The sequence below is a fragment of the uncultured Bacteroides sp. genome (assembly GCF_947632445.1).
Classification (GTDB): Bacteria; Bacteroidota; Bacteroidia; order Bacteroidales; family Bacteroidaceae; genus Bacteroides.
The window spans coordinates 1-3,704 of sequence record NZ_CANRPM010000122.1; the positions used below are offsets into that span (position 1 = coordinate 1).

Consider the following 3,704-nt stretch of genomic DNA (forward strand, 5'->3'; position numbering starts at 1 on the left):
AAATCAAAATGGTTCATGAACGGCTTTTCAATTTTCTCGTATCCCTGTATCCTTACTTTCTGGTCGGGATGCAGGTGTCTCAATATCTTGCCCGTCATCAGGTCTTTCTCAAAAGCCATGATGTCCGCGTCCGGCTTATTCTCCAATACGGCATCCACAAATGCGCCAACGCCTGCCGACGGTTCCAGTACCCGGTCGGGACGTATGCCGTGTTCATGCAGCACTTCCGCAATAGTGCCTGTTATCTCCGGCGGAGTATAGAAAGCGGTCAGAACGGATTGCTTCATGGCATCCATGTACCGCTTATACTCCGTATCGTCTTTTGTATTCTCCCGTAGTAACTTGTGCAGTTCCACGGTCGGGGCAAACAGTTCGAGGTCGGATTTCGCCCAATGGACGGCATCCGTCAGTTCCTTTGCAGGGTTCAGTATGCACTTCAGTCCACCGAAACCGCAATAACGCTCCAACAAGAGCCTTTCGCGTGCGGTGGGGGTGCGTTGTTCCCTGTCAAGGACGAATGCCGTCCGTATCGCCTCGATGTTGTCCCGCAACCTTTGTTTGAGATTAAACGCCATATTCCTCTATATAAAGGACGACAGCCCCCGTCAGCTCCGTGTAGAGCAGGTCATAATCGGGCGACAGGGCGAAATTGTCGTCCGAGAGGTCATAAATGGAGAATACATTTCCGACAAGCGGCAGCAGTTTTCGGGTAAAGGATTCACGCTTCGCTTCCGGCACGTCGTCGGCAAACTCGTTCTCCACTACTTCGCGCAGGATGGCGTACTTGGAGTAGCGAAGCCCTTCCAGCAATGTGTTCATCGCCAGTTCTTGCGCTCCTGCGGTGGTATAGCCTTCGAGCCTTGCCCGTTCATACGTTCCGGCGGCACGGTCGGCGTGTTCACGGATGAAGGCTTCATCGGTTGTCTGTTCAAACCTGTTTGTTCGGAGATAGTCCAGCAGGTACAGACCGTAGTAGGAAAAGTCGGTCTGTCCTTCGTTTTTCTTCTTGTTGTTCATTACGTTACTTTGAATTTAGTGGTTGGATTAAATAAACCGGGATAATCACTTGGAAGGAGAAGAAAAAGGCACTCGGTATCCCTCCGAGTGCCACCACTAAATCCAAAGTATGAGTGTAATCCGGTATCGAAGAACAATTCATTACTCTGAACCAGTGGCAAAGTTACTCATTATTTTCTTCTTCTCGTAGAGGTCGTCTTACTTTTTCTTTCGGGGAACACAAATGTCGTGTTGTAGTCCCCGTCAAAGGTAACCACGGCATCGAAGCTCTTGCCCTGCTTGCTCTTGAAGCCTTTGAGCAGTTTCGTGTGTCCGTCGGTGAGCAGGTCTTTGATCTCGTCATCAGAAAGGGTGCGGTTTGCCTTCAGGCGGAACACGGGCAGCCCGCACTCTGCGTTGCCGCAGCGGATGACCTTGCCGTAGAACTGCATACTGCCCGTTCCGCACTTGGGACACTTGCAGCCGGAATCCCTGCGGGCGAACAGTTTGTCGCATGAGAGCAGTTCAGAGGTAATCTTCCGTGTGTACGCCTCGATCTCCTTGCGGAAGGTGTCGGCGGGTAGTTCCCCGCGCTCGATGCGTGCCAGTTCCTTTTCCCATTCGCCCGTCATGGCGACATCGGCGATGCGCATCGTCTTTACGACCGAGTAAAGGGCAAGCCCCTTTTCGGTAGGTACAAGCGACTTCTTGCAGCGTTCCATGTAACCGCGTTTGAAAAGCGTTTCGATGATGGCGGCACGGGTGGCGGGTGTGCCGATGCCGCAGTCCTTCAAAGCCTGCCGCAACGCATCATCCTCTATCTCCTTGTCAGCCGTTTCCATAGCGGACAGCAGAGTGGCTTCGGTATGTAGCGGTTTGGACTTGGTCTTTCCCTCCGTGATGGAGGCGGCTTTCAGTGTCAGCGTGTCGCTTTCCTGCCAGCCGGGGATAGTGGCTTTCTCTATCTCTTCCTCGCCATAGACGGCACGCCATCCGGCTTGCCTGATGATACTGCCTTTCACCGTGAACTCCACTCCGGCACAATCCGCCGTAACGATGGCGGTGTCCTTGACGCATTTTTCGGAAAAAGCCTCAATCATGCGCCCGACAATCATGTGATAGACGGTGCTATCTTCTTTGGAGAGGAACAGCGGTTTCTCGCCCGTGACGAGCAGGGCGTGGTGGTCTGTTACCTTGCCACCGTCCACGCTGCGGCATGTCGGCACGGCTTTCGGATTGACTTTGCCTTTCCATTCGGGCAGGTTGCCGATGAAAGCGAGCAGCTTGGGTATTTCCGCGAACACGTCTTCGGGGATGTAGCGACTCCCGGTTCTCGGATAGGTGATGAGCTTCTTCTCGTAGAGCTTCTGCGCGATTTCGAGCGTCTGCTCCGCCGTGAAGCCATGCTTGGCGTTAGCTTCCTTCTGGAGCGTGGTCAGGTCGTACAGAAGCGGAGTGTCCTCCGTCTTCTCCTTGCGTTCTGCTTTCGTGACAGTAGCTGTGCCTGCTTCTTTCACCTTATTATATAGTTCCGTCGCCGGCTCTTTCTCTTTCCATTTCTCAGAAGAGGAGAATTTCACCACTTCGCCGTTGCCATCCTCAGTGGCAATATGGAGCTGCCAAAACGGTTCAACCTTGAAACGGCGGTTCTCCCAGTAACGTGCGCACACCATCGCCAACGTGGGCGTCTGTACCCGTCCGACGGAGTACGTGCCGTGTCCGGAAGCGATGGAGAGTGCCTGCGTGCCGTTGATACCCACAAGCCAGTCGGATTCGCTCCGTGCTTTGGCTGCAAGGTAGAGGTTGTCGTATTTGTCGCCCGTTTCGAGGTTGCGTAATCCCTCACGGATAGCCTTGTCGGTAAGCGATCTTATCCAAAGACGCACGAAAGGCGTAGTACATCCGATATAATGGTAGAGATATCGGAAGATAAGCTCACCTTCGCGTCCTGCATCGGTCGCCACGATGATCTGTTCGCTATCCTTGAAAAGACGGGTGATGATTTTTATCTGCGACACCACGCCGCTGTCGGGCTTGTAGCCCTTTTCCGTCTTTTCCTGACGGGGAATGAGCGTGAAGGTTTCGGGGATGACAGGGAGGTTGTCACGGACGAAACCTCGTATGCCGTAGCCGTCGGGCATGGCAAGCTGGACGAGGTGTCCGAATGCCCATGTCACGGCGTAGCCGCCTCCCTCGAAATATCCTTCCTCTCTTTTTGTCGCGCCCACGATGCGGGCGATTTCACGTGCCACAGACGGCTTTTCTGCAATGATTGTCTTCATGCTGTTTTACTTTTTAATGGATTATTACTTTGGATTTAGTGGTGGGCTTGGAATGGGATGTTACATCTTCATGCCCTTGCCCGTTTTCCTCTGAGGCTTCTCCTGCTGCTTTTGCTGTTTTTCGTCTTTCGGGGCGGTCTGTCCTTTCTGCAACGGCTCTTTCAGGTTCTTGGTCGCCTCGTTGGTCTTGCCCTCGCTGTTCACCGCCACCTGAGTGCGGCTCTCGTTGGACGGGACGACCTTCTGCGCGTTGTCGGGGTTGGTGTCGTAGCGGTACGGGCGTCCCTTCTCCGGGTTGAACTTGATGTACATCGTGGCGTGGAAGCCCTGTTTGTCGGTCACGTTCTCTAGCTTTATCACCTTACCCGCCGCGTAATCGGCTTTCTGTTGTTCGGTGAAGTTCACGCCGCTCCATTTGCTGATGGG

2 protein-coding genes and 2 pseudogenes are annotated in these 3,704 nt (G+C 53.7%); all 4 read right to left on the reverse strand.

Features of this window, described 5'->3' with window-relative positions; genetic code table 11:
* Positions 1-575: pseudogene (locus tag Q0Z70_RS13240) on the reverse strand (DNA methylase); the annotation flags it as partial.
* Positions 565-1,159, reverse strand: a pseudogene (locus Q0Z70_RS13245) (DUF1896 domain-containing protein). The pseudogenes Q0Z70_RS13240 and Q0Z70_RS13245, both read right to left, overlap by 11 nt.
* Before the next feature lie 28 nt (positions 1,160-1,187).
* On the reverse strand, positions 1,188-3,278 hold the full coding sequence (locus tag Q0Z70_RS13250; RefSeq protein WP_298075240.1) for a type IA DNA topoisomerase: 2,091 nt from the start codon (positions 3,276-3,278) through the stop codon (positions 1,188-1,190).
* Positions 3,279-3,338: 60 nt separating this feature from the next.
* The coding region (locus tag Q0Z70_RS13255) for a DUF3945 domain-containing protein (protein ID WP_366807337.1) at positions 3,339-3,704 on the reverse strand (366 nt) is incomplete at its 5' end.